The organism is Clostridium sp. 1001270J_160509_D11 (assembly GCF_015667935.1).
Lineage (GTDB): Bacteria > Bacillota > Clostridia > Peptostreptococcales > Peptostreptococcaceae > Intestinibacter.
The window spans coordinates 1-26,541 of the sequence record NZ_JADPET010000021.1; the positions used below are offsets into that span (position 1 = coordinate 1).

24 protein-coding genes and 1 other annotated feature are annotated in these 26,541 nt (G+C 27.7%); of the genes, 14 read left to right on the forward strand and 10 right to left on the reverse strand.

Annotated features, from left to right (window positions below):
• The first annotated feature begins 151 nt into the window (after positions 1 to 151).
• From larA to I4U58_RS03715, 9 genes are all read left to right on the forward strand, one after another.
• Positions 152 to 1,420: a nickel-dependent lactate racemase gene (gene larA / locus I4U58_RS03675; RefSeq protein ID WP_195929692.1), complete on the forward strand. Its 1,269-nt coding sequence runs from the start codon at positions 152 to 154 to the stop codon at positions 1,418 to 1,420.
• Between the two features lie 140 nt (positions 1,421 to 1,560).
• A complete protein-coding gene (locus I4U58_RS03680) occupies positions 1,561 to 2,994 on the forward strand; it encodes a sodium:solute symporter family protein (protein ID WP_195929693.1) in 1,434 nt (477 codons plus the stop codon).
• Between the two features lie 277 nt (positions 2,995 to 3,271).
• Positions 3,272 to 3,511, forward strand: a binding site (T-box leader).
• Between the two features lie 179 nt (positions 3,512 to 3,690).
• Entirely contained in the window at positions 3,691 to 5,088 is a 1,398-nt protein-coding gene (asnS, locus tag I4U58_RS03685) for an asparagine--tRNA ligase (RefSeq protein WP_195929694.1), read from the forward strand.
• A gap of 205 nt (positions 5,089 to 5,293) precedes the next feature.
• A complete protein-coding gene (locus I4U58_RS03690; protein ID WP_195929695.1) occupies positions 5,294 to 6,034 on the forward strand; it encodes an alpha/beta hydrolase-fold protein in 741 nt (246 codons plus the stop codon).
• Between the two features lie 54 nt (positions 6,035 to 6,088).
• Positions 6,089 to 7,297, forward strand: a complete 1,209-nt coding sequence (locus tag I4U58_RS03695) for an ATP-grasp domain-containing protein (RefSeq protein ID WP_195929696.1) — start codon at positions 6,089 to 6,091, stop codon at positions 7,295 to 7,297.
• Positions 7,298 to 7,439: 142 nt separating this feature from the next.
• Positions 7,440 to 8,318, forward strand: coding sequence for an MBL fold metallo-hydrolase (locus I4U58_RS03700; protein WP_195929697.1), 879 nt, complete (start codon positions 7,440 to 7,442; stop codon positions 8,316 to 8,318).
• A gap of 167 nt (positions 8,319 to 8,485) precedes the next feature.
• Positions 8,486 to 9,838 (forward strand): zinc ribbon domain-containing protein, encoded by a 1,353-nt coding sequence (locus tag I4U58_RS03705; protein WP_195929698.1) that lies wholly within the window; start codon positions 8,486 to 8,488, stop codon positions 9,836 to 9,838.
• A gap of 20 nt (positions 9,839 to 9,858) precedes the next feature.
• Positions 9,859 to 10,497, forward strand: a complete 639-nt coding sequence (locus tag I4U58_RS03710) for a zinc ribbon domain-containing protein (RefSeq protein ID WP_195929699.1) — start codon at positions 9,859 to 9,861, stop codon at positions 10,495 to 10,497.
• 242 nt (positions 10,498 to 10,739) lie between these two features.
• The gene (locus tag I4U58_RS03715) at positions 10,740 to 11,609 is read left to right on the forward strand and encodes an alpha/beta hydrolase (RefSeq protein WP_195929700.1); all 870 of its coding nucleotides are present in this window, start codon (positions 10,740 to 10,742) and stop codon (positions 11,607 to 11,609) included.
• 59 nt (positions 11,610 to 11,668) lie between these two features.
• Here I4U58_RS03715 and I4U58_RS03720 read toward each other — a convergent pair whose 3' ends face one another.
• Positions 11,669 to 13,240 (reverse strand): polysaccharide biosynthesis C-terminal domain-containing protein, encoded by a 1,572-nt coding sequence (locus tag I4U58_RS03720; protein WP_195929701.1) that lies wholly within the window; start codon positions 13,238 to 13,240, stop codon positions 11,669 to 11,671.
• Between the two features lie 151 nt (positions 13,241 to 13,391).
• Here I4U58_RS03720 and I4U58_RS03725 point away from each other — a divergent pair, with 151 nt between their 5' ends.
• Both I4U58_RS03725 and I4U58_RS03730 read left to right on the forward strand, forming a co-directional pair.
• Positions 13,392 to 13,877 (forward strand): sigma-70 family RNA polymerase sigma factor, encoded by a 486-nt coding sequence (locus I4U58_RS03725; RefSeq protein ID WP_195929702.1) that lies wholly within the window; start codon positions 13,392 to 13,394, stop codon positions 13,875 to 13,877.
• The gene (locus I4U58_RS03730) at positions 13,878 to 14,621 is read left to right on the forward strand and encodes a DUF6241 domain-containing protein (RefSeq protein WP_195929703.1); all 744 of its coding nucleotides are present in this window, start codon (positions 13,878 to 13,880) and stop codon (positions 14,619 to 14,621) included. It begins immediately after the preceding gene.
• Positions 14,622 to 14,685: 64 nt separating this feature from the next.
• Here I4U58_RS03730 and I4U58_RS03735 read toward each other — a convergent pair whose 3' ends face one another.
• Together I4U58_RS03735 and I4U58_RS03740 are read right to left on the reverse strand one after the other, a co-directional pair.
• The gene (locus I4U58_RS03735) at positions 14,686 to 15,270 is read right to left on the reverse strand and encodes a hypothetical protein (protein WP_195929704.1); all 585 of its coding nucleotides are present in this window, start codon (positions 15,268 to 15,270) and stop codon (positions 14,686 to 14,688) included.
• A gap of 210 nt (positions 15,271 to 15,480) precedes the next feature.
• Positions 15,481 to 15,954: a prolyl-tRNA synthetase associated domain-containing protein gene (locus I4U58_RS03740; RefSeq protein ID WP_347708159.1), complete on the reverse strand. Its 474-nt coding sequence runs from the start codon at positions 15,952 to 15,954 to the stop codon at positions 15,481 to 15,483.
• A gap of 75 nt (positions 15,955 to 16,029) precedes the next feature.
• On the opposite strand from I4U58_RS03740, the gene I4U58_RS03745 reads away from it, so the two are divergent.
• Positions 16,030 to 16,935 carry a LysR family transcriptional regulator gene (locus tag I4U58_RS03745; RefSeq protein ID WP_195929706.1) on the forward strand — a complete coding sequence of 302 codons (906 nt, stop codon included), beginning with the start codon at positions 16,030 to 16,032 and terminating at the stop codon, positions 16,933 to 16,935.
• A gap of 117 nt (positions 16,936 to 17,052) precedes the next feature.
• On the opposite strand, the gene I4U58_RS03750 is transcribed toward I4U58_RS03745, so the two are convergent.
• The 6 genes from I4U58_RS03750 to I4U58_RS03775 all read right to left on the reverse strand — a co-directional run bounded on the left by I4U58_RS03750 (position 17,053) and on the right by I4U58_RS03775 (position 22,494).
• Positions 17,053 to 17,892, reverse strand: a complete 840-nt coding sequence (locus I4U58_RS03750) for a 4-hydroxy-3-methylbut-2-enyl diphosphate reductase (RefSeq protein ID WP_195929707.1) — start codon at positions 17,890 to 17,892, stop codon at positions 17,053 to 17,055.
• A gap of 116 nt (positions 17,893 to 18,008) precedes the next feature.
• On the reverse strand, positions 18,009 to 18,620 hold the full coding sequence (locus tag I4U58_RS03755; RefSeq protein WP_243269550.1) for a lysophospholipid acyltransferase family protein: 612 nt from the start codon (positions 18,618 to 18,620) through the stop codon (positions 18,009 to 18,011).
• 18 nt (positions 18,621 to 18,638) lie between these two features.
• Positions 18,639 to 19,286, reverse strand: a complete 648-nt coding sequence (cmk, locus tag I4U58_RS03760) for a (d)CMP kinase (RefSeq protein ID WP_195929708.1) — start codon at positions 19,284 to 19,286, stop codon at positions 18,639 to 18,641.
• Positions 19,287 to 19,318: 32 nt separating this feature from the next.
• Positions 19,319 to 20,554, reverse strand: coding sequence for an NAD(P)/FAD-dependent oxidoreductase (locus tag I4U58_RS03765; protein ID WP_195929709.1), 1,236 nt, complete (start codon positions 20,552 to 20,554; stop codon positions 19,319 to 19,321).
• A 6-nt stretch (positions 20,555 to 20,560) separates the two neighbouring features.
• Complete coding sequence (locus tag I4U58_RS03770) at positions 20,561 to 21,202, reverse strand: histidine phosphatase family protein (protein WP_195929710.1); 642 nt, start codon at positions 21,200 to 21,202, stop codon at positions 20,561 to 20,563.
• A gap of 173 nt (positions 21,203 to 21,375) precedes the next feature.
• Positions 21,376 to 22,494, reverse strand: coding sequence for an AI-2E family transporter (locus I4U58_RS03775; protein ID WP_195929711.1), 1,119 nt, complete (start codon positions 22,492 to 22,494; stop codon positions 21,376 to 21,378).
• 301 nt (positions 22,495 to 22,795) lie between these two features.
• Between I4U58_RS03775 and I4U58_RS03780 the strand changes: the two genes are divergently transcribed.
• Positions 22,796 to 23,098, forward strand: a complete 303-nt coding sequence (locus tag I4U58_RS03780; protein ID WP_195929712.1) for a hypothetical protein — start codon at positions 22,796 to 22,798, stop codon at positions 23,096 to 23,098.
• A gap of 14 nt (positions 23,099 to 23,112) precedes the next feature.
• Positions 23,113 to 23,436, forward strand: coding sequence for a thioredoxin family protein (locus I4U58_RS03785; protein ID WP_195929713.1), 324 nt, complete (start codon positions 23,113 to 23,115; stop codon positions 23,434 to 23,436).
• Positions 23,437 to 23,493: 57 nt separating this feature from the next.
• Here I4U58_RS03785 and clpB read toward each other — a convergent pair whose 3' ends face one another.
• Positions 23,494 to 26,088: an ATP-dependent chaperone ClpB gene (gene clpB / locus I4U58_RS03790; protein ID WP_195929714.1), complete on the reverse strand. Its 2,595-nt coding sequence runs from the start codon at positions 26,086 to 26,088 to the stop codon at positions 23,494 to 23,496.
• Between the last annotated feature and the right edge of the window lie 453 nt (positions 26,089 to 26,541).

Genomic DNA, 26,541 nt, shown 5'->3' on the forward strand with positions numbered 1-26,541 from the left:
CTATAAAAAAGAGAACTCTGAAAAGAGTTCTCTTTTTTAATTTAATTAGTTAGAAAAATATGAATTATCAAATATTTCAATAAATAAAATTGTAATAATAAAACAATTAATTTATAAAGATTTATTTGGCTATAAATAAGGGGGAGATAAGATGTTAGACTTAAAGTATGGTGATTCAAAAGTAGAGATTGACTTATCAAAAGCAAAATCTGTGACAGTATTAAACGAAAATCCTATGGATGAAATCACAGACCTTAAAGCAGAATTTATCAAGGGAGTTACAAAAGATATGATAAATTCAAAATCATTAAAAGAAGTAGTATCAAAAGGAGACAAAGTAACTATAGTTATAAGTGATTTGACTAGATTTTGGCAGCGTCAGGACTTAATATGTGAACAATTAGTAGATTATTTAGTAGAAGAAATAGGCATAGATTATGATGATATAGCTATAGTCGTAGCTATAGGGACACACAGAATGCAAACAGAAGAAGAACTTTGCCAATTAGCTTCTAAAAAAGTTTATGACAAAGTTAAAGTTGTAAACCACGATTGCGATGCAGATGATTTAGTTTGTGTTGGAAAAACTAAAATAGGCACAGAAGTATATGTAAATCCGTTAGTAGTTGGAAGAAAAGTAATAATGGTAACAGGGACAGTTCACCACATTATGGCAGGTTTTGGTGGAGGAAGAAAAAGTGTAATTCCTGGAGTTGCAGGGCGTGAAACAATAAAACAAAACCATATAAGATGTTTATCAGAAACAGAAAAGAAAACAGACCCAAGGGTAGCGAGTAGGCTTTTAGATAATAATCCAGTAAATGAAGATATGAATCAAGCTGGAGAATTAGTCGATGTAGCATTTGGAATAAATATAGTTGTAAATACAAAATCAAAACATAGCAAATTATTCTGTGGAAATTTCCACGATGCATGGCTTGCAAGTTGTAAATATGTAGATGATTGCTACGGTGTAAAAATAGAAAAGGAAGCAGATATTGTTATTGCAAGTTGTGGTGGATATCCAAAAGATATAAATCTATACCAATCTACAAAGAGTATATTCAATGCTGCAAGGGCTGTTAAAAAAGGTGGAACAGTTATATTTTTAGCAGAATGTAGAGAAGGAGGAGGTGCACCGGATTTCTTCAGTTGGATAGATCCGCTAAAAAGGGGAGTACTTGATGAAGAATTAAGAGCAAACTTCACAATTGGAGGATATATATTCTATGCATTATGTGAAGCTATTGCAAAATCAGATATGCTTATGTTGAGTGAAATCGATCCAAACTTTGTAAAAGATTTAAATATAGATTCTTATAAAAACATAGATGAATTATTAGAAAAAGTTGATTTTGAAGGAAAAGATGTATGTATATTGCCTTATGGAGGTAGTGTAGTTCCACTTCTTCAAAAATAAAAAAATAGAGAATAATTAAATTTAAGGGATAGAAATAAAAATATAAAGAAAATAGATTATCTAGAATTAAAAGATTATAAAAGTGGAAATTTTAAATTTTAATATTATAAATTTATCTATAAAGGAAAGGGGATTATATTATGGATACGCCATTAATAATAGTAATATTATACGTAGCATTCTTATTAGGTTTAGGAATATTTATGTCAAAGAAAGAAAAGAAAGATGGGGAAAATTTCTTATTATACAAAGGTAAAAATGGTACTTGGATTACAGCAGTTACAATTGCAGGATTAGCAATCGGTGGAGCATCAACCATAGGTATAGCTCAAAATGCATTCGTTGCAGGATTATCAGCTGGATGGTATAACGTAGCTTGGGCATTTGGTGCTATAGTAGCGAGTTTCTTAGTTGTTAAACGTTTCAGAAATAGCGGACATAATACAGTGACTGGACTTGTACAAGATTTATTTGATAAAAAAACTGGGGTAATGATGACAATAGCTATGATTTTAATTCAATGTACAATAATAGCACTTCAATATATTGCAGGTGGATCAATATTAGCTAGTTTGCTTCCAGATACATTTAACATAGCTACAGGAACATTTTTCAGTTTTTTAATATTCATGTTAGTAGCATTTGTTGGAGGAATGGGTTCAGTTAGTTTGAGTAATATTATAAATATATCATTAATTTATTTCGGAATTATAATAGCTTCAATTATGGTATTTTTCAACCAAGGTGGTTGGGATGCAGCAATGCAAATGGCAAGTACTTCAACTGATGTTCCATACTTAAGTTTCACAGATGGTATGGGAATTCCAGCAATAATAGCTTGGATGATAGTTATGTGTGGTAATACAAACTCAATTCAAGGTGTTATACAAATAGGTCTTACATCAAAAGACGACAAATCTGCAGTAAATGGATTTAGATTAGGTGCTTTAATGATGATACCAATAGGTTTCTTATGTGCGATGCTTGGTATATCTTCAAAAGCATTAATCCCAGGTGTAGATGCGACATTAGCACTACCAATGATAATATTATCATTGCCACCAGTAATTGCAGGTCTTACTTTATCAGCTTTATGGGCAGCAGATATGTCTACTGCTTGTAGTATGCTAATAGGTTGCTCAACAACAGTTAGTCAAGATATATTCTTTAAAACTAGTATGGGTAAAAAATACAAAGATAAAGCATTTATAATAAACAAAGCTATAATACTTGTAGTAGGTCTATTAACTTATATATTATCTTCTCAATTAGGCTCAATATTAAATGCTATGAAGGTTTGTTTATCTATGGCAATAGGAACATCAATTGTTGTATTAGGAGGATTATGTTTTTCTAAATTTGCTGGAAAAAATGCAGGATTCTTTACTATATTAGTATCAGTATTATCTGCTGGAGCATGGTTATTTGTACCGGGAATCCAAAATGTTTTCTCAGATGTAGGTTATTTAATGTTATTAACTACTGGAGTTACATTTGTAGTAGTTAGTATATTTGATAAAAATAAAGTCAAAAATAATGAAAGTTTAAATAAACAAAAAGTAGCTAATAATTAATAAATAGATAATAATTAATAAAAACAATTATTAACATCACTCTGAATATATAAAATATTTGGAGTGATTTTATATTGCCTGCGCTATAAACATGTGAATCCTAAGCAATGGACGAAGCCGCCCGCGAATGAACGCAGTGAATTTTAAGCAACGGACGAAGCCGCCCGCGATGAATTTTTGTTTTTTATATTAAAATATAAAAATGTAATTAAAATTATTTATTGACAAAAATTATTTAATGAGTTAAAGTAATGTTAATGAGATTTAAAATATTATTAAAAAAGCTATGAAGGGAAGAGTAGTTATAAAACTGAGTTAGAGCGAGCTGGTTATGGTGGAAGTCCAGCACAAGGTCTATAATGAAGAACATCCTGGAGCTACTAACCGAAATCACAAAGAGAGTAGACTTAGTCGGAGCCAAACCGTTATAATTGGTGATGTATATTAGTACATTAAAGAGGTGAACTTTTTAGTTAAATTAGGTGGTACCGCGGAAGTACAGTCTTTCGTCCTATAGATGGATGAAAGGCTTTTTTTATTGCAAATTTTTATATTTTAAATTTACGAATTTAAATATTTTTAATTTAGAATAGATTGTTAGAAATAGTATAAATAAGTAAATTTAAGTTATAATTATAATATATTTAAAAAATTTAAAAAATTAAAAAAACAGACGATATAATTAGGAGGTATTCTATGCAAAAGGAATTCATAGAAATTAAACAACTTTATAGAAATAAAGATGAGTACATAGATAAGAAAGTTAAAGTTGCTGGATGGATAAGAACATCTAGAATGTCTAAAAACTTTGGGTTTATAGAATTAAACGATGGTAGTTTCTTCAAAAACATGCAAATCGTTATCGATGAAAAATTAGAAAACTTCAAAGAAGTTGGTAAATTATCAATAAGTACTTCTCTATTAATAGAAGGTACATTAGTAGCTACTCAAAATGCAAAACAACCAGTTGAAATACAAGCTACAAAAATAGTTGTAGAAGGTGAATCAGATAATTCATACCCACTACAAAAGAAAAGACATACAGTTGAATACTTAAGAACAATAGCTCACTTAAGACCTAGAAGTAACCTGTTCTCTGCAGCTTTTAGAGTTAGAAGTGTTGCAGCATACGCTATACATAAATTCTTCCAAGACAGAAACTTCGTATATGCTCACTCTCCAATCATAACAGGAAGTGACTGTGAAGGTGCTGGAGAAATGTTCAAAATAACAACTTTAGACTTAAACAATGTACCAAAAACTGAAGATGGTAAAATAGATTATTCACAAGACTTCTTCGGAAAAGAAGCTAACTTAACAGTTAGTGGACAATTAAATGGAGAAATAATGGCATTAGCATTCAGAAATGTATATACATTCGGACCAACTTTCAGAGCTGAAAATTCATATACTGGTAGACATGCTTCTGAATTCTGGATGATAGAACCTGAAATAGCATTTGCTGATTTAGAAGATAATATGGAACTTGCTGAAGATATGATCAAATACATAATCAACTATGTACTTGAACAATGCCCAGAAGAAATGGAATTCTTCAACAGCTTCGTAGATAAAGGATTACTTGAAAGATTAAACAACATAGTAAACTCTGAATTTACAAAAATAACTTATACTAAAGCTATAGAATTATTATTAGAGTCAGGACAAAAATTCGAATATCCAGTTGAGTGGGGATGCGATTTACAAACTGAACACGAAAGATATATAACAGAACAAATATTCAACGCTCCAGTATTCGTAACTGATTATCCAAAAGAAATAAAAGCATTCTACATGAGAATGAATGAAGATGGAAAAACAGTTAGAGCTATGGACTTATTAGTTCCAGGAGTTGGAGAAATAATCGGTGGTTCTCAAAGAGAAGAAAGATACGATGTATTACTTGATAGAATACATGAATGTGGACTAAACGAAGAAGATTACTGGTGGTATTTAGAACTTAGAAAATACGGTACAGCTACACATTCAGGATTCGGTCTTGGATTTGAAAGAATAATAATGTACTTAACAGGTATATCTAACATAAGAGACGTAATACCATTCCCAAGAACTCCTAAAAACGCTGAGTTCTAGAAATTAAATAAAATATATAAAAGACTATGTTGAAATAAAAATGACAACATAGTCTTTTTTTTCAACATAATAATTAATTTCTTACGTGTTATAAAAAATTTTTATAAAAAAATTTATGTATACTTTAAGCTTTATTAAAATAACTCAAATATTATGCTATCATTATAAATAAGCATGTAATTGAATTTAGATAAGGGGTAGATTTATGGTAAAAAATTATTATAAAGAATACAGTAGTAATTTAAATAGAAATATGGAGTTTAATGTATATGGTTATGCAGGACTACCTGTGCTAGTATTTCCAGCGCAAAATGGTAGATTTTTTGACTTTGAAAACTTCGGTATGTTGGAAAATGTAAGGGATTTAATCGATAGTGGAAAGATACAACTATTTTGCTGTGATAGTATAGACAGTGAAAGTTGGTCTAATGAAAATGGGGACCCAAGATTTAGAATATGTAGACAAGAGGCTTGGTTTAATTATATAGTAAATGAGATTGTTTCAAGAATACATCAAATAAATAAAAGTGGGAAAAAAATAATAACAACTGGCTGTTCTATGGGGGGAACACATGCAGTTAATTTTATGTTTAGAAGACCTGATGTATTTGGAGGAGTAATATCGCTTAGCGGATATTTTGATTCAAATATATTCTTTGGTGGTTATTGTGATGATTTAGTATATGCAAATTCACCTATAAAATTTTTACAAGGAATGAGTTACAACCATCCATATGTAGAGATGTATAGAAAGTGTAAAATAATATTATGCTGTGGCCAAGGGGCATGGGAAGATGAAATGCTGAGAAGTATATATAGAATGAAGGAATTATTACAATATAAAAATATACCAGCATGGATAGATATATGGGGACATGATGTAAACCATGATTGGAATTGGTGGCAAATACAGTTTTCATACTTTATAAGAAATATATTGGATTAATTATATAATATTTAGATATTGGAATTTGTTGTAAAAATTAAGGAGGCATTATAAATGAATGTTGTTTTTATTTCACCAAATTTCCCGCTTTATTATTATAACTTTTGTAAAAATTTAAAAATAAGAGGTGTTAATGTATTGGGGATAGGTGATGCACCATATGAATCTTTGCCACAACATACGATAGACTCAGTTACAGAATACTATAAAGTTGGAAGTCTTGAGAATTTTTATGAGGTAGAAGAAGCGTGCAGATTTTTTAATCAAAAATATGGAAAATTAGATTGGATTGAATCTCAAAATGAATATTGGCTAGAAACAGAGGCAACTCTGAGAAAAATATTTGGTGTAAATAGTGGGACTAAGATAGATGATATGGCGCCTATGAAGTATAAATCAAAAATGAAAGATGTATATAAATCATGCAATATACCTGTAGCTAGATATATATTAATATCAACTTATGAAAATGCTATAAACTTCACAAGAGAAGTTGGATATCCAGTAGTAGTAAAACCTGATAATGGTGTGGGAGCATCTAGTACATATAAACTTGAAAATGACGATGAGTTATCATATTTCTTTGCTACTAAAGATAACAACACTACATATATAATGGAAGAGTTTATAAATGGCCATGTCGAGACATTTGACGGAATTACAGATTCAAATAAAAATGTTTTGATTTCAGCAAGTCATGTTATGTTACATTCTATTATGGATACTGTAAATACAGGTTCTGATACTGCATTTTATTTTCAACCTTTTGAAGGAAAAGATATTGAATTTATAGGCAAAAAAGTCGTAAAAGCATTTGATACAAGAAGTAGATATTTTCATTTTGAATTTTTTAGATTAGAAGAAGATAAAGAAGGTCTTGGTAAAAAAGGAGATCTTGTTGGTCTAGAAGTAAATATGAGAGCGCCGGGGGCATATATACCAGATATGATAAATTACGCTTATGATGTAGATACATATGCCTTATGGTCAGATGTATTGATTTACGATAAGATATTTGTAGATGTAAATAGAAAATATGTAGTTGGATATGCTAGTAGAAGAAATGGAATAGACTATACACATTCATATGAAGAGATTAAAAATAAATATAAAGATAAAATAAAAATATATACTGAAGTACCAGAAGCTCTAGCAGCAGCAATGGGAAATCATGTATTTATATTTAGAACAGAAAAAGAAAAAGAACTTATAGAAATGATAGGATTTATATTAAAACGAAATGGAGATGGAAATTGGATATAGATCTTTGATAATATTTAAAAATAACCACATCTTAGGTAAATAAAGACTAATATGTGGTTATTTTTTATTTTTTTAATACTATTTTAATTCTTGTTATGAAATACTTTAAGTAAGTCGATATTATATTTAGGAGGTAATAAAAATGTATAATTTAAATAAAGTAGGAGAAAGAACATATTATATAGATAGCCCCACAAATATAGGTATATACAAATTAAATGAATCAGATATTTGTTTAATTGATAGTGGAAATGATAAAGAGGCAGGAAGAAAAATAAATAAAATTTTAAAAGAAAATAATTTCAATCTAAAATATATAATAAGTACACATTCAAACGCCGACCATATAGGAGGAAATGAATTTTTACAAAAGAGAACTGATTGTAAAATAATTTCAACAGAAATCGAAAATTTATTTATTAAATATCCAATTTTAGAACCTTCATTTTTATATGGTGGTTACCCTATAAAAAGTCTTAGAAATAAATTTTTAATGGCAAAAGAAAGCAATCCGACTGACACTATAGAGAATTTGCCAGAGGGGCTTGAGTACATAAAACTAGGTGGACACTTCTTTGATATGATAGGAATAAAAACTTCTGACAATGTATACTTTTTAGCAGATTGTGTTTTTGGAGAAAATATTATAAAAAAATATCACATATCATTTATATACAATGTAGATGAGTTTTTAAAGACACTAGATTTTGTAGAAAATTTAGAAGGAAATTTATTTATACCATCACATGCGCCGATTTGTGAAGATATAAAACCACTAGTTAAAATCAACAGAGACAAAGTACATGAAATAATAGAAACTATATTAAGGATATGTGAAGAAGAATTGATATTTGAAGATATTTTACAAAAGTTATTTATACATTATGATTTAAAAATGGATCTAAACCAATATGTTTTAATAGGGAATACACTAAAATCTTATTTATCATACTTATACGATAATGAAAAGTTAGAAATAGAGTTTAAAGAATCTAAATTATATTGGAAGACAAAGAGCTAAATACATAAAAGTGCTAGATATTTTATTCTAGCATTTTTAAATTCTAAGAAAATTAGATATTATTTAGTTTAAAAATATTTGTCAAATTTAAGCGTAATTTAAGATTTGATTGATATAATTAACTACATAATAAATAGATATAAATTAATAGTAATGGAGGAATTAATATGCAAGTTAGAGGTTCAGACGATACACTACAATTTGCGGATAAATTTAGAAATTATTCAAAAGAAGATGGACATGCATATAAAAAAATGAACAACAAAAAATTCGTTCTTAGAAGAAAAAGTAAATTATATTGTCCAAATTGTAAAACAAAAAATAATTTAAACAGTATTTATTGCAAGGAATGTGGAACTTTATTAGAAGATATTAGCAAGAGAACTTATGATTTTAGTATATCAAATATATTATCAAACATAAGTCTAAAAGATAGTTTTAAGGTGGCGGGATTTGCAACGTTAATACTATTTGCTATAAGTATAGTATTAAAATTAATTTTAAGGGTGTCATTAGGAAATTATGTTTCTTACATAAGTACTTTTGATTTACTTTTATTAATAAATGGTGGAAATTTAAATATACTTACTAATGCAAATAGTATGATGAACTATGGTAATTATTATAATTTTGCATTTCAAATTTGCTCATTAGCGCTTTTAGTATTGCCAGTAATATGTATGGTTGCTTCTTATAATATATTTATGAAACAAAAAAATACTGATGAATTAACATTAGCTAGACAAGCTATAGGAGTAGGAGTGATATATGGAATAATACTTACAGTATTAGCTCTTGTGTCTAGAAATAGCTTATCTATAGGCGGAGGATATCTATCTTCGGGATACAGTTTAGTATATGGAGTTAGTTTTTTAAGTGTTTTAGTTAGAGGTATTTTATTAGGATTTTTATCAATTTTATATATTGGAACAAAAAAAGAATATATACAAAACAACATGTATTTAGGAATATTTAAACAAGTAGTAAATACAGTATTTTTAGGATATTTTATAGTATTTGTACTTTTAGTTTTAGGATATTTTATAGGTTTAAGTTATGTATATGAATTTGGTATTTCAGGTTCTATCTCAAATATAAATATATTCGTAGTAATTAGCCAATTGGCAGCATATATTTGGGGATTTGCAAATTTAAATCCTGTAACTATAGGAAATCAAAATTTATTCTTAACAAATATATTTTCAACTTCCTTAAGTATAGATTTTAAATTATGTTTAATAGCATTTATTGCTCTATCAGCTTTAATATTATTGATATCAGGAATAAAGCTAAACAACAAATATAAAACTCACGCTAAAAAGACTACATTAATATTTAGTGGATTTTATGCAATCTTAATGGGAGTATTAGCTGTATTTACTTGTGTAAATGTAAATGGAGGCTCATTATTGGGATATAATGTACAAATGAATATGAGCATAATTTTTACACTTATAATAAGTTTTATTTACAGTTTTATAGTAACTTTTATAGGATTTAAATTAAATAATTGGGATTAATAAAAGAGAGGTATATAATAATGAAATCAAATGATAAAACAATAAATCGTAAGTTTATAAATATAGAGCATAGATCGAAAAAATCTCAAATAGAAAAAGAAATTCAAGATTTTGAAGATAAAAAAAGTGAAAAAATTATGGAGCTTGGAATCTCAGCATATGAAAAAATAAGAAGAGGTCTTATAGATGAAAGTATATTTGGAGAATTAACTTATGAAATAAAAAAACTAGACTTAGAAATATACAACAGAATGTTAGATATAGCAAATATAGAAGGCCACGATGAACATACACCTATTTGTGAGTGCGGTTATATATCAAAAAATAATGAAAAATTCTGCCCTAATTGTGGCAGGGAGATAAAAAAAGATAGGGAATTTATATTATGTGATGTTTGTGCAAGCAAGATAGATTCTGATTCTAAGTTTTGTACTTGTTGTGGCTCTAAAATAATTAAAAAGAAAGATATAGACTTAAATAAATACGAGTATGACTGTGAAGAACAATTTGACTACAATGAAGAAGTAGATGAAAATGATGATGAAATACAAGTATATGAAGGTGACGATTTTGAAAATTATACAGAACCTAAACATATAATTGATATAAAAGAAAATAATGATGATTTTGAACTTGATAAAGAAAAATTAAATAAATAAGGTTTCTCTAATAAATGATGTGAATTAGGATAAAGTAAATCAAAACTTATAGCATTATATATAAATACTCTCTGATATAAAACCATAAAGGTTTTGATTGGAGAGTATTTTTATTTTATACATAATCAAAAAGTTTACAAAAACTTAAAGAAAAAGATACAAAATTGAAAGGTTTCAGAAGGTGAAAAATATATTTAACTGTGTTAAACTATAATAGTATGAATAAACTTGGAGGGATTAAAATGAAGAAAGATAAAGTAAGGTCTAAAAAAAGGGAATACGACACCTGTAGTATTACTATGGAGCTAGAGAAGCCTTTACTTTACGAGGAAGAGCAAGCAGAAATTGCAAAAAAAAGAAAAAAGCTTAAGAAACAATCGATGAATAAGGCTATAATAAAAGCCGTTTTAATTTTATTGATTTGTTCAGTGTTAGGTTTTTTTATTTGGCTAACTAGCTACTATGCTCCAACATCAGAAGCAGAAACTTATTTGAAAAGTGATGATGCTGTAACAGTAAGCATAGACAATAATTTTATATGCTTTACGCCTACAAACATAACACCAACAAAAGGATTCATATTATATCCAGCAGCAAAAGTAGATGCTAAGGCATATGCAAAAATTTGCAAAATGATATCACAACAAGGTTATCAAGTTGTTGCTGTAGATATGCCATTTAATTTCTCTGCATTTGGTAAAAATAAAGCCAATGAAGTTATGAACAAATACAACAATATAGAGCATTGGGTTATAGGTGGTGATTCACTAGGAGGTCTTGTTGCGACAAGATATGTAAATTCAAAGCTAGATAATATTGACGGTGTTGTATTAATATCTTCATATCCATCAGATTCATATTTAAAAGAAGTTAATATGAATGTTTTATCAATTTGGGGTAGTAAAGATGGTGTAATAGATTTCCAATCTTTAATAGATGCGAAAGAAAAATTACCACCAGGTACTACTTATGTTGAAATTGAGGGTGCAAATCATTCACAATTTGGTGATTATGGAAAATACAATAATGATGAGAGTGCTTTGATAAGTGGAGATGATCAAAAACAAAAGACAGTTGACAGTATTGTAGAATTTATGAAAAATATAGACTAGATAAAAGATTGATATAGAAGTTTTAATATTTAAATTTCTACATCAATCTTTTTTTATTTTTAGATTTGTTTATATAGATTTAATGCACTCCAATTGCTCTTTTTAGGGTCTTTTTTAAATGCATCTATAAACCAAGTAATGTCTTTTTTAGAAATGCATTTTAATAGACATAGTAAAATTACATACACTATAAAAATAAGGATACCTTCAACAACTAAATTATTAGTATTTAGAAAATGAAACAACTCTTTTATAGCTAAAGATGAAATAGATATAGATATAATCGGTTTTATAATCCAATTAAAAATAGAAAAATCTAGTTTTGTGACTTTTAAAAGTCTATTAGCGCTTAATGAGAAGTTAAGTGTTGTACTTATAAATAAAACCATTATAAAGCCCTCTATACCGAACATAGGAATTAATAAGTTTATAATAAGTATTCTAACTGTCATATCTATTAAGTTATATCTCAATGTATAGACTTGTTGGTCTAATGCATTTAAACTACCATCTACAATTCTATCGAGATACATAAAAGGTATTAATGGAGCTAATATTTTAAGCATAAGACCGACTTCGCTATTGTGATACAAACTTTGTCCTAATTCGTTTGAATAAACTATAAAAAATCCCGTTGAAAATAATGCTATTATAAGCGTGAATTTTATTACTTTTGATATTACAAAATTAACTGATTTTTGTCTGTTTAATACGTTATATTGTGCAATTTCAGGTATTATAAGCGTTGAAAATGAAGCTAAAAATATTGATGGAAAATTTAAAAGTGGCAATGCCATACCTTTAATTACACCGAATATTGATAGAGAAGTTGCTGTTGATGAACCGTATGATTTTAATGCTTTAGGTATTAAAATATCTTCTATTGATCTTAAAAATGTCTGTACATATGCACTTCCCGCAATAGGAAGGGCAACTGAAATTAATTCTGTAAATATAGTTTTTTTCGATGTTCTCATTTTAATAGCAGGCGAATTTTTCTTTTCAAATATGTACATAAGGTAAGCACAAAAACATGCTATAATACTTCCTAAAGTCATGCCGAGAGTTATGTAAGAACAAGTATATTCTAAATTTGCAGTTGAAAAAGAAGTTATAAAAAAAGTAACTATAACCATCATAGTTATATTTTCTATAAAATCAGCAGTAATACTTTTTATAACTTTTCTACAACCGTAAAAATACCCATTAAAACAAGCAGAGATACCTATAAATGGCATACTAAATGAGAGTATTTCTAGAGGAACTTGAGCTCTAATATCTCCTATTAATACCGTACTTATAAAGTGAGAGCCATAATATAAACCTAAGGCAGATATAGAACTAAAAAATAATGTATATATAAAACCACATCTAAGTAAACGCCTAATTTTATCTTTGCTACTTTTTTTACCAATTTCTTCAGCAATAAGCCTTGTAAGTGTAACCCTAATACCAGAAATAGCTATAGTCCATGCAAAAACATTGATGCTCATAATTAATTGATAAAGTCCCATACCTTCACTACCAATTTGATTAGATAAATATATTCGAAATACCATACCTATAAGGCCTAAGGTCATGGTAGAAAAGGTCAATAAAAATGTGTTTATAATTAGATTTTTTCTCCTCATAAGTTTTTCTCCTTTAAATTCAATATATTTATTTATTTATATGATTTATAATTGAAAAAAATTTATGAAATTTATAGTACATATTATATTGTTGATGAAAATGTAAAAAGAGTGTAAAATTATTTCTAATAGAAGGAAAAGGAGAAATGGTTTGGATAATATCTCAAAAGCTAGAAAAGGAAATAAAAAAGCTATAAAGCAAGTTATAAAAGATAATATTGAACAGATGTATAAATTGGTATTTTTACATACTAAATATGAAGATGATGCTAAAAGAATATTGACAGATACGATGTATTTTATTGAGGATAATATGTCTAAATTAGATGAAAACCAAAATATTATATTATGGTTGTACAAAATAACTATTATAAATACAAATAATTTTTTAAAATATGTTGGTATGCTAGATAAAGATAAAAGTTTAGATAAATATTATTGTGATGGAAAAATAAATTTATATGAAGCGATTGATTTATTAGATGTAAAATATAAAAATGTAGTTATTTTTAAATGTTATTTTGATCTGTCTGATGAAGAGATAGGGGAAGTATTGGATTTAAATACTGATACTGTTAAAATTTATTTTAGACAATCATTAAAAAAAATAAAAGCAAGTGTGGGTGAATATTTATAAATGGAGGAAAAAAAGTCGTATAATATGAAAAGTGATATATCTAATATTGACATAAATATAGATGAAGATATAAAAAAAGATATTAAGGATTTCTATTTTTCAAAGAAAGATTTAGAGAATATAAAGATTCCACTAGATTTAGAAGATATAATTGATGAACCTTTTAAAGAAGAAAAAAAAGAAAAAAAATCTTATTATTTTAGTTGGTTTATTGATTTATTATTAGTATGCATAATATTATTGCCGATAATAGGAGTAATTAAGCCAAATATATTTATGAAGTTTGGTAATATATATTCTATATTTCTTAGAACTCATAATTTCTTAGAAAAAGATAATTTAATGAAATTATTAGGTGGAGAAGTAGAGTCTATGGATTTAAATAATGCTAAACCAAGTCTAATAATTAAAGAAGATGAGGTAAAAGATCCTACTTCCAATGCAGATGAATTAAATTTAATACATTCACTTGCAAATACGCTTATAAAAGCTGAATATAAGTGGGAATGTACAGAAGTCACGCCAAATACAATTGAAAAAGCACTTTCAGGTATTGATTATATAGAAGATAGATATCAAAGGATTTATTTTAGAAGCAGCTTGGAAAGTTGGAAAGAAGGAAATTTCTCAAATGCTATAGAGGTACATAATAAAGTATGGTCGATGCTTGAAGGTAGTGTAGGTGAAGCGTATGATTTGGATGAAGAGAGTATAGAAAAGATAAAAGAGAAATATTTTAAATAAAAAACTGCCTTATATTAGAATGGATCTTGTAATATAGGGCAGTTTTTATTTGATGTAAATTATATTATTTTAATTCTGTTAATGCTTCTCCACTTAAATCATCTAAAGTATTTCTACTTAAAGGATAATAATAATTTTTATCTTTTGCTTCAATTAAAATAGCTTTTTTAGCAATATCAGAGTCTACTGAATGTAAAAAAACAAGAGCATCACAATTTTGTATAAATTCAGTTATTAATTGTTTTGAATTTTTATTTATAGAATATGTCTTTTTTTGTTTATCATATTTACAATCAACTAGATAAATTGGACCTATTTTTTGGTTCGTTTGTATAATTGCGGCACTGTTGTAAGTGGAAGATAGCTGACTATAAACAGGTTTTTTATCTTGTAGATTTACTTTTTTCATAATTTGTTCAAAATCTACATCGCCATCATTAATTGATAATATATAACCTTTTAGTTTTAAATCAGATATTTTTTGATTAGATTTATCTTCACTATCATCAATTTTAGTTCCAGAAGGAGAATCTAATTGATCAGTTTGCGCTTCTAAGGTATTACTTTTTAAGTTATTTTTTATAACGAATCCACTGATAAGTATAATAGCTAGAAAAATTATAATATATACTACTCTTCTTTTTTTCATATAATCACCTCCTGTATAATTATAGAATTTTTAAAAATAGAATAAATTTATGTATCTTTAAAAGTATAACACAAAATGCCAATAAATTCCTATGAAATCGAATGTGAATTTTAATTAAATAAAAATATTTAATGTAGAAAATATTAAAATAAAAATTTATTTAAAAAGCATTTACTTAATATTATTATAATTAAATAAATGCTTTATTATTTATACTTTTATGTAAGTAATTTGATTGCCGTGGTTTTGTATAACTTTTACAAGGTCTTCTAGTGAAATCCATAGAGTAGACGTATTTGTATTTGGATGTACTCCGATTTTCTTTTCGCCTATTAAATCCTCGTCTATTAAAACCTGTACTTCACAGTTTGTATCATTTAAGATTCCAAGGGGAGTTACAGAGCCTCTTGTAAGATTTAAATATTTTTTTAGCCTTTCTTCAGATGCAAATTTAAGTGAAGTAGAATTGATTTGAGTTTTTATTGATTTTAAGTTTGCTTTTTTATTTTTATCCATGACTAAAAGATAGTGATTTGTTCCATTTGAATTTCTTAAAAATAGATTTTTAACGACATTTCCTTCAAGTATAATTCCAAGTGTATTCATATCTTCTATAGTAAATACAGCTGGATGCTCGGTTATATCGTATTTGATATGTAATCTGTCTAACGTTTCTAATACTATTTTTTATTATTTTTGATAGGTTTTAGCTATCAATTATGATATACTAATTTAAAAATAATGCAAGGGGTATTAAAAATGAATTTAAATCAGCTTTATTATTTTAAAACAGTAGCTCAATTACAACATTTTAGAAAGGCTGCTGAAAAATTAAACATATCTCAACCTAGCCTTAGTCTTTCTATTTCAAACTTAGAAAAAGAATTGGGGACTTATTTATTTGAAAGACAAGGTAGAAATGTTAGTTTGACAAAATACGGTGAAATTTATTTGGAATATGTAAAAGAAGCTTTATCAATACTTGAAATTGGAGAAAAGAAATTAAGAAAAATAACTAGTGATACGCAAGGCCACATAGATATTGCTTATATATCTCCTCTAGCTTCTTATTTTATTCCGAAAAAGGTGAGGGCATTTTTAGAAAGTGACGACAATAAAGATATAAAATTTACATTTAGACAGGGGATTACATCTCAGTTAATAGATGGTCTTAAAAGATCCAAATACGATATTGTATTTTGTTCATATATAGAAGATGAACCCGAAATAGTGTTTGATTTGCTATTTAAAGATGAGCTTTTATTAATAGTGCCACAAGACCATCCACTATCAGTATTAGATGTTATAGATTTAAAAGATATATCTAAATATCCAATAGTATCATATGAAAAAAGTACAGCTTTAGGGAAGGTGACTATGGATATATTTAAAAAGGCCGATATTACACCTAATATTATATGTGAAAGCGAAGACGAAAACGGAATCTATGGTCTTGTATCAGAAGGATTTGGTATTGCACTTGTTGCAGATATAATAAATACTGATAATTTTAAAGTAAAACAAATAAAAATAAAAAATACTGATTGTAATAGAAGTATATATATGGCATATAAGAAAAATACATACCAAGCGCCTGCTGTAAGAAAGTTTATAAAATATATAAATAGCACATCTAAAGATATCTTTATATATGATAACAATTAGACTTTTAAGTTTAGTATTATTAGAATATATATTAAAGCAATGGACGAAGTCGGTGGCGATATAAAATTTTATTATACAAAAAAGTAAGCAAGTACTATAATTCCTTGCTTACTTTTTTTATATAGATTCTAAAAACTCTATAACCTCAGATATAATCCAGTCTGGAGTAGAAGCTCCTGCTGTTATACCTATAGATTTGTAGTTTTTAAGTTCTTCTTTATTTAGTTCGTCTTTTGTCTCTATTGCAAATGTATTTGTTAAGTCTTTGCATATATTGACTAACTTTTGTGTGTTAGAGCTGTGTTTTCCACCTATTACTATCATACAATCAACTTCTTTTGCTAGATTTTTAGCAGAAAGCTGTCTTTCTTTAGTTGCAGAACAAATTGTATTTTTCATAGTAGCGTCATTTAATACTTCGTTTAATTTAGATATTATTTCTTCGTATTTATCTATATCTACTGTAGTTTGACTTACTACACAGTATTTTGCATCTTTATCGAACTCGATATTATCTATTTCATCTATGCTTTTTATTACTATAGCATTATTTCCACACCATCCATTTATTCCTATAACTTCAGGATGAGTTTTATTTCCTATTATTATGATTTTATATCCTTTTTTAGAAAAATCATTTACTATTTTGTGAATCTTTTTTACAAAAGGACATGTTGTATCTACTATCTTTACACTTTTTGTTTCAGCTTCGTTGTATATATTTTCTCCAACACCGTGAGATCTTATTATTACCCTCTCCTTTGATGGTATATTTTCTATTTCTTCTACTACTTTAAGACCTTTTTCTTCATATTTATTTACAGCTTGTTTATTGTGTATTAAAGGTCCTAGTGAATACACTTGCGTGCTTTTATCATCTAGCTCATCACTTGCCATTTGCATAGCTCTTTTTACTCCGAAACAAAAACCTGCATTTTTAGCTATTTTAACTTCCATAAAATCCTCCTATATAAAAAGCCTTCATCATTTAAAATGAAGACTTTTTTAATTATAATTAACTTAAGCAACGGAATCTCCGATTCGTTGGCGCTATGAGCAAAGCGAATTTTTGTTTATTTTATTTCGCCTTTTTCAAGCTTATAGTAATTTTCTTTTATAACATCCATAACTTCGCCAGCTATACGAGTGTGATCTTCACTAGTAAGCTTTTGTTTATAGTATTGTTCTAGTGATATAGGCTCTCCAAAATATACTTTTGCTGGTTTGAAAAGCTTATAACTAGAATATATAGTACATGGTACTATCTCTGCCTTTGCTTTTGTTGCAAAAAGTGAAAGACCTGCTTTTGCATCATTAAAGTCATCAGTTTTGCTTCTAGTTCCTTCTGGGAACATAACAAGAGCGTAGTTATTCTTTATGTATTTAAGAATTCTTTTAATAGTTCCTAGTCCTGGATTAGTTCTATTAATTGGTATAATTTCTACTTTATTTAATATTGATGCTAATATTTTATTCTTAAATAATTCCTCTTTTGCTACTGCAGTCATTTTTCTTCTTTTATTTACAGCGCTCGCTATAAATATAGGGTCTAAATTAGATTTATGGTTTGCTGCTATAATTAAATTTCCCTCTTTAGGAATATTGTCTATACCTATTACTTCAAATTTGAAGAAAGTCTTTGTAAATATACCAAAGAACTTTAACATGAAATTATAAAAAGTCAAATTTATCTCCCCTTTAAACTATTTAATTTTTTGTAAAACAAGTTCTACAACTTGATTTATATCTTTACCTGTTGTGTCTATTTCTATAGCGCCTTCTGCTTTAACAAGTGGAGCAAATTCTCTGTTTGAATCTATTTCATCTCTTCTTATTATGTCGTTTATGATATCTTCTAGAGTTCCTTCATATCCTTTTTCTTTTAATTCTATATAACGTCTTTTACCTCTTTCTTCAGGAGTTGCAACTAAGAAGAATTTGTAGTCTGCATTAGGGAATACGTAAGAGCCTATATCTCTACCATCTAGTATTACAGCATTGTTTTTTCCTATTTCTCTTTGTAAATCAACCATTAAGTATCTTACTTCTTTTATTTTTGCTACATCAGATACATTTTGGCTTACTTCTACAGTTCTTATTTCATCATTTACTATTTTTGAATCTAAGTATATGTTGTTATCTCTGAAATCTATTGAAGTTTGTTTTGCCATTTCAATTACTGCATTTTCGTCTTTTACATCTATATTGTTTTGAAGACATTTTAAAGTTACAGCTCTATACATCGCTCCTGTATCTATGTAATTTATGTTTAATTCTTTAGCTATTATTTTAGCTATTGTACTTTTGCCTGCTCCTGCAGGTCCGTCTACTGCTATTATTATGTTTTTCATTGTTTATCTCCTGTTTCTTTTTATATAAATATTTATAAGCTAAGTCCTGCTAAATAACCTGTAGAAAATGCTATTTGAAGATTATATCCTCCAGTTTCAGCATCTAAGTCAAGTAATTCGCCTGTTATAAATAAATTATTTATTTTTTTAGATTCTAAAGTAGATGCGTCGACGTCTTTTGTGCTGACACCGCCACAAGTTACCATTGCACCTTTAAAACCTAGTGATGATGTTATAGTAAGCTTCATGTTTTTAATATTTTCTATTATAGTGTTTTCGTCTTCTTTAGTAAGCGAATTTCCTTTTACATCGCTTAAATTTAATATGTTTAGAAGCTCTTTTACAAATCCATCTGGAAGTATAGTTTTTAAGTTAGTTGATATATTTTTATTTGGGTTATTTCTAATTAAGCTAACTATTTCTTCTTTTGATGTATTTTGCATAAAGTCGATAAATATCTCAACATGTTCTCCAGCTAGTACTTTGTTTATATATGAATCTATTATAAGTACTACTGGACCACTTATGCCGAAGTGAGTAAATATCATATCTCCACATTTGCTTATTTTTTTCTTTTTAAGTTTTGTAGAGATTTTTACATTCTTCATAGATATACCTTGAAGATTTTTAACCCAAGTCTCTGCTGTTTTTAATGGACATAGAGCTGGTAATGTCTTAGTTATAGTATGCCCATATTTTTCTAAAACTTGATAGATATTTCCATCAGATCCTGTATGAGCGTAGCTCTTACCACCAGTAGATAATATTACTTTATTAGCATATAGGGGCTGTGATATTGTGTTTTCTTCTTCATTATCACTTATTAAAACACCTTTAACTTCATTATCTTCTATTATTAAATCAGTTACTTTTTTATTGTATATAATTTCTACGTTTTTACTTTTTAAATCATCTTCTAGCGATTTTATTAAATCTAAAGCCTTGTCGTTTTTAGTGTATACTTTTAAGTCGTTTTCTTCTTCGATTTTATATTCTACACCTATACTGCTTAAATAATTTAATAAATCTTCATTAGTAAATGAATAGAAGCTGCTGTATAAAAATTTATTGTTGTTTACAACTTTATCAAAAAAGTCTTCTATATATCTATTATTAGTTATATTACATCTTCCACCACCAGTAAGTTTAAGCTTCTTTCCTAAAAATTCATTTCTTTCGATTAAAGTTACTTTGTGGTTATTTTGAGCAGCACTTATTGCCGCCATTATTCCAGAAGGTCCTCCTCCTACAACTATTACTTTAGCCATTATATCCTACTCCAATGCACTGTTTTCTATTTTTTTATCATTTATAATATGTGTAGTATCGTTCATTTTCATAACTACAGGACCATAATCTCTAAGCTCTATTATATTTAAAGCTGTATTTCCTTGGTTTATTCTATATATATTTTGAACTGATGAATCTAAGAATGATAAAAGCATAATTCTAGCACATAGAGAATGTGTAACTAATACTATGTGTTTTCCATCGTATTTTTCATTTATCTCTTTTATAAAGGCATCTGTTCTTTCTTTTATTTGATATAGAGTTTCGCCTTGAGGTATTTGAGCAAGATGTGGTTCATTTCTCCATCTACGATATAAGTCTGGATCTTCTTCCATTATATCTTTTATAACTCTTCCTTCCCAAGTTCCGAAATTCATCTCTCTTAGAGCTTCAGTTTTTTCAATTTCTATATTTAATTTATTTCCTATTATCTCAGCAGTTTGATAAGCTCTTCCTAAATCACTACTATAGATATAGTCTATTGGATATTTAGTCATACTCTCTGCTAGAAGCTCAGCTTGTTCGCGACCTTTAGCTGTTAAGTTTGAATCGCCATGTCCTTGAGTTTTACCAAGTATGTTCCACTCAGTTTGACCATGTCTAACTATATATATTGTGTTTGTCAATCATTTCCACTCCTTTTTTATTTCTTCTCAAATTTTAATTATATCATAAATAAAAATAATTTCATATGGATTATAAAGCACAAAAAAACTATCTCAAAATATAAGAGATAGTTTTCTATATTATTCAAATAAATCTATATATTTAAAAGTATTAAAATAGAGATTTATTTATATTAAAGCCATTTATCATTAGGTATTTGTCTCTTTCTAAGTCTTTTATATACCGATTTTCTTATTAGAGTATATATTACTGAGCTAAGTGGTATAAATAATATCATACCTACAACTCCCATAAGGCTTGAGCCTAGTGTTATTACAAATATAACCCAGATAGGGGGTAGACCTATTGATTTACCGACTACTCTAGGATATATTAAGTTACCTTCTATTTGTTGTAATACTGCAAATAATATTGCAAATACAATTACTTTTATAGGGTCTACCATTACAATAAGTATTGTAGCTATTATAAATGCTATACAAAGCCCAAATATAGGCACAAGAGCTAATATTGTTATAAGTATACTTATAAGTAGCGCATATGGTATTTTAAGTATAGTCATAGTTACAAAGAACATAGAGCCAAGTATTAGACATTCTATACATTGATATGTAAAGAAGTTACTAAATGTCTTATGTGTAAGTTTGCCTATTTCTACTAATTTATCTACTATTTTTTCTGGTAAAAATGCATACATAAGTTTTTTTAATTGGACACTTAGTTTTTCTTTTGATATAAGTATATAAGCTGCAAATATAAAGCTTATAACAGTACTTACTATGCTAGATACTAAGCCTGCAACCATCCCAAATGTAGATGTAAATAAATTTCCGAAAGAATCTTTAAAGAAGCTAAGTAATTTATTGCTTATACTAGGCCAGTCTATTTCGACATTTGTAAGGTAGTCTTGAACCCATTTCCAGTCTATATTTGATTTTTGTAACCATGTACGTAGAGTCTCTACTGCATGTGGGACTGTATCTGCTATATTTGTTATTGTTTCTAGTAGTTTTGGTCCAACTAAAAAGATTAATACTAATATAACTAATATAAATATTAAAAATGTAAGTAATAGACTAAGCGGTCTTTTTAGCTTTGGGAATTTTCTTTCTAAAAAGTTCATAGGAATGCTCAATATAAATGCAATAGCAGCACCTATTAAAAATGGTTTAACTATAGATAGTAAATTTGTAAAAATACCAAAAATATCTCCAATTCGATATAAAATAAAAACAAGGAGTATTAGACATATCATTCCCTGAAAAATTTTTCTTAATTGTTTATCGTGCACAATCGTACCTCCCAATATGTTTTATCTATAATAATATACTAGATTAACGAATAATATACTACTTTTATGAATTATATATTACATTTGAATATTTATAGCTTAAATATTTATATATGTTTTATAAAATGAAAATATACATAAACTAAATAAAGTACAAATTGATTTTTATATATTTTAAATATTACGTTATAATTATATAAAAAACAATAAGTTTATACATATTTATAGCCAAATTATGATAAAATAAAAAAAACTTTATTTTATAAGTTAATAAAACTGACAATACTAAGGAGTGACAAAAATGGAAGAGATGAGTATTTTAATAACAAATGAAGCTAAGCGTGAATTGGATAAGCTTCTTGAAAATAGCGATAAAACTTGTATAAGAATTCTTACAAGACACATAACTATGACTACTGAAGCTAAAATAGACTTAGAGCTAGATGAGCCAAATATAAACGACAACTGTTATGATGTAGATGGATATAAAGTCATAATAAATAAAGTATTAGACTCTCAAATGAATTATATAACTATATCATATGGTGGTCTTTTAAGTAGAAATGCATTTTGCGTAGAAGCTGATTTTAATTTCTATTATTAAACAAGGTGATATTATTGATTAAACTTGAGACAATTGAAGATATAAAAAACGCCGTACACAAAAATCAAATGACAATTATATATTTTACTGGTAACTCATGCGGTGCATGTGAAGTTATAAAGCATAAAATCGAAAATTTTTTAGAAAATTACCCTAAAATAAAAAGTTATGAGATAAATGGCGAAGAAAATCTAAAAGTTGCCTACAAATATAGTGTTTTTTCTATGCCTGTATTTTTATTATTTGTAGAAGGCAAAGAAAGTATCAGAACGGGCAAACATGTTGATTTACTCAGTTTAGAAAGAAGTATTGATAGATATTATAATATGATTTATTAAAAAAGAGATGCTAAAAGCATCTCTTTTATTATAAAGAAATTTTATTTTTACTAAATATTATTTAACAACTATATCTATATTGTCATTAGATCCATCTACAACTATAGTATCGCCATTTTTAATTTGACCTGCTATTAATTTTCTAGCTATTATAGTTTCAAGAGTGTTTCCTATATATCTCTTAAGTGGTCTTGCACCATATACAGGGTCATAACCTTCTTTAACCATAATATCTTTTGCAGCAGTTGTAACTTCTATATTGATATCTTTTTCTTTAAGTCTGTTTGCAAGGCTCTTCATAAATATATCGATAATTTTGTAGATTTCTTCTTTATCAAGAGATTTAAACATTATGATGTCGTCTACTCTGTTTAAGAATTCTGGTTTAAATCTTCTCTTCATTTCGTCCATTACAACTTTTTTAGTTTCTTCAGTTATTTTACCTTGATCTTGTAATAAGTAGCTACTACCTATATTAGATGTCATAATTATTATAGTGTTTTTAAAGTCTACTGTTTTACCTTTGTTGTCTGTAAGTCTACCATCATCTAGTATTTGTAAGAACATATTAAATACATCTTCGTGAGCTTTTTCTATTTCGTCGAATAATACTACTGAATAAGGGGCACGTCTTACTGCTTCTGTCAATTGTCCACCTTCTTCATATCCTACATATCCTGGAGGTGGTCCTACAAGTCTAGATACTGAGTGTTTTTCCATATATTCAGACATATCTATTCTTATTATGTTTTCTTCGCTGTCAAATAATGAACGAGCTAAAGTTTTTGCAAGTTCTGTTTTACCTACACCAGTTGGTCCAAGGAATATAAATGAACCTATTGGTTTGTTTTCGTCTTTAAGTCCAGCTCTTGCACGAATTACGGCATTTGCTACTGCTGTAACAGCTTCATTTTGACCTATAACTCTTTCGTGAAGTTCATCTTCAAGTTTAAGCAGTTTTTCTCTTTCTCCTTCAACTAGCTTAGTTACAGGTATACCTGTCCATTTAGATACTATTTCAGAAATTTCATTTTCTGTAACTTCTTCTTTAAGTAGTGCTGTATCGTATCCACTGCTTATTTTTTCTTCGTATTCTTTAATTTGACTTTCTAGTTTTGGAATTTCTCCGTATTGTATTTCAGCTACTTTGTTAAAGTCGTATTCTCTTTCGTATTTTTCAACTTGTCCTTTTAATTCATCAAGTTTTGCTTTTAAGTTTCTAACTTGTAGTATTTGATTTTTTTCTTTTTCGTATTTAGCAGTCATTTCGTCGTCTTTAGATTTTAATTCTGCTAATTCTTTTTCAAGTACTTCAAGACGTTTTTTACTTTTTTCATCTTCTTCAGCAAGTAAAGCTTCTTTTTCTGTTTCTAAAGTAAATAATTTTCTTCTTACTATATCAAGCTCTGTTGGTAGAGAGTCTATTTCACTACGTATCATAGCGCCAGCTTCATCTATTAAGTCTATTGCTTTATCTGGTAGAAATCTATCAGTTATATATCTATCAGATAATTTAGCGGCAGCTACTATAGCACTATCGTGTATTCTTATTCCGTGATGTATTTCAAAGCGTTCTTTTAAACCTCTAAGTATTGATATAGTATCTTCTACAGTTGGTTCAGAAGCTATTACTGGTTGGAAACGTCTTTCTAAGGCTTTATCTTTTTCTATATATTTTCTATATTCATCAAATGTTGTAGCACCTATACAGTTTAATTCACCACGAGCAAGCATAGGTTTGATTAAGTTACCAGCATCCATAGAGCCTTCTGTTTTACCAGCACCTACTATTGTGTGGATTTCGTCTATAAATAAAATTATTTTACCGTCAGCATTTTGAACTTCTTTTAATACTGCTTTTAGACGTTCTTCAAATTCACCTCTATATTTTGCACCAGCTATTAATGCACCCATATCAAGTGAGAAGATTATTTTATCTTTTAATCCTTCAGGAACATCTCCTCTAACTATTCTCTCTGCTAATCCTTCGACTATTGCAGTTTTACCAACACCAGGTTCACCAATTAAAACTGGGTTGTTTTTAGTTCTTCTTGATAAAATTCTTATAATTCTTCTTATTTCTTCGTCCCTACCTATAACAGGGTCTAATTTATGTTTTTTAGCTAAATCTACTAAGTTAGTACCGAATTTAGCAAGTGCATCGTAAGTACCTTCTGGATCGTTTGAATCTACTCTTTGGCTACCTCTAACACTTGATAATACTTGTAAAAAGTCGTTTTTATTAATTCCATACATTTTAAGTATTTTTCCGACAACAGACTTAGACTCTGTCTCCATTATAGCAAGCATTACGTGTTCGACACTTATATATGAATCCTTAAAGTCTTTTGATATTTCATCGGCTTTAATTAAAACTTCTTCGATTTTTCTAGAAGCTGTAACCCCTTGAGATGATATACCTTCACCATAAATTTGAGGTATTTTACCTAATTCTTCTTCTATAGTGCTTTTTAATGCAGCTACAGATACATTCATTTTTTCAAAAATATTCGGAATTAAACCGTCTTCTTGGTTTACTAATGCAGAAAATAGATGAATAACATCTACTTGTTGGTTGTGGTGTTTAACTGCCTCATTGTAGGCGTCGTTTAAACTTTTTTGAACTCTTACGGTCATTTTTTCTATATCCATATTAATCCCTCCATCTATATATTATGTCCTAAATAAAGAGAAATAGATATAGCTTTACCTAAAATTTGATAAGCTATTTTGATTTTGCAATTACCCTAAAAAATAAAGGAATATATATTCCTGTGCATAAAAAATAAAATAATAATAAAGGTCTATTTTGAAATTCTTAGACCATATCTATAAAAATAAGATTTTTAATCTTTAAATACTATTATAGAACTTTTTTTGCAAAAATCTAGGGGTTTTTGTTTACAATTTTGTTACTTTTATGAAAGTAAGATTTAAGATAGATTTTATAAGAAGCTGTCTTAAGTTTACGATTTTTATTAAATAAAAAAATATCAATATAAATAAAATAGATTTGTAATTTAGTATGTTTTTTTACCTTATTTAATTTAAAAACTTAAAAAATTAAATTTTATTTATCATAAGCATAAATCAAATTAATATTTT